The following is a 967-nucleotide window of genomic DNA, read 5'->3' on the forward strand; positions in this document are numbered from 1 at the left end:
GCGATCTTCATCGCCTCCTCGATCAGCGTCTCCACGATCTTCGACTCCGGCACCGTCTTGATGACCTCGCCCTTCACGAAGATCTGACCCTTGCCATTGCCCGACGCCACACCCAGATCCGCCTCACGCGCCTCACCCGGACCATTGACCACACAGCCCATGACCGCGACCCGCAACGGAACCTCCAGACCGTCCAGACCCGCACTCACCTGATCGGCCAGCTTGTACACATCCACCTGCGCCCGCCCGCACGACGGACACGACACGATCTCCAACCGCCGCTGACGCAGATTCAACGACTCCAGAATCTGGATACCGACCTTGACCTCCTCCGCCGGAGGCGCCGAAAGCGACACACGGATCGTGTCCCCGATACCCTCCGACAACAACGCCCCGAACGCCACCGCCGACTTGATGGTCCCCTGGAAAGCCGGACCCGCCTCGGTCACACCCAGATGCAACGGATAGTCACACCGCGCCGCCAACTGCCGGTACGCGTTGACCATCACCACCGGATCGTTGTGCTTCACCGAGATCTTGATGTCACGGAAACCGTGCTCCTCGAACAGCGACGCCTCCCACAACGCCGACTCCACCAGCGCCTCCGGAGTGGCCTTGCCGTACTTCTCCAGCAGCCGGCGGTCCAGCGAACCGGCGTTCACACCGATCCTGATCGGCGTACCCGCCTCACCGGCCGCCTTCGCGATCTCCCTGACCTTGTCGTCGAACTGCTTGATGTTGCCCGGATTCACCCGCACCGCCGCACAACCCGCGTCGATCGCCGCGAACACGTACTTCGGCTGGAAATGAATGTCCGCGATCACCGGAATCTGCGACTTCCTCGCGATCGTGGCCAGCGCGTCCGCGTCGTCCTGCGTCGGACACGCCACCCGCACGATCTGACACCCCGACGCGGTCAACTCCGCGATCTGCTGCAGCGTGGCACCGACGTCCGACGTCCGCGTCG

The 967-nt window shown here is 64.5% G+C and carries 1 protein-coding gene; it reads right to left on the reverse strand.

Annotated features, from left to right (window positions below; translation table 11 throughout):
- Positions 1–967: flavodoxin-dependent (E)-4-hydroxy-3-methylbut-2-enyl-diphosphate synthase (gene ispG / locus IE109_RS32815; RefSeq protein ID WP_189555004.1), on the reverse strand; the 967-nt coding region annotated here is incomplete at both ends.

Source organism: Streptomyces lavendofoliae, from assembly GCF_014649735.1.
Lineage (GTDB): Bacteria > Actinomycetota > Actinomycetes > Streptomycetales > Streptomycetaceae > Streptomyces > Streptomyces lavendofoliae.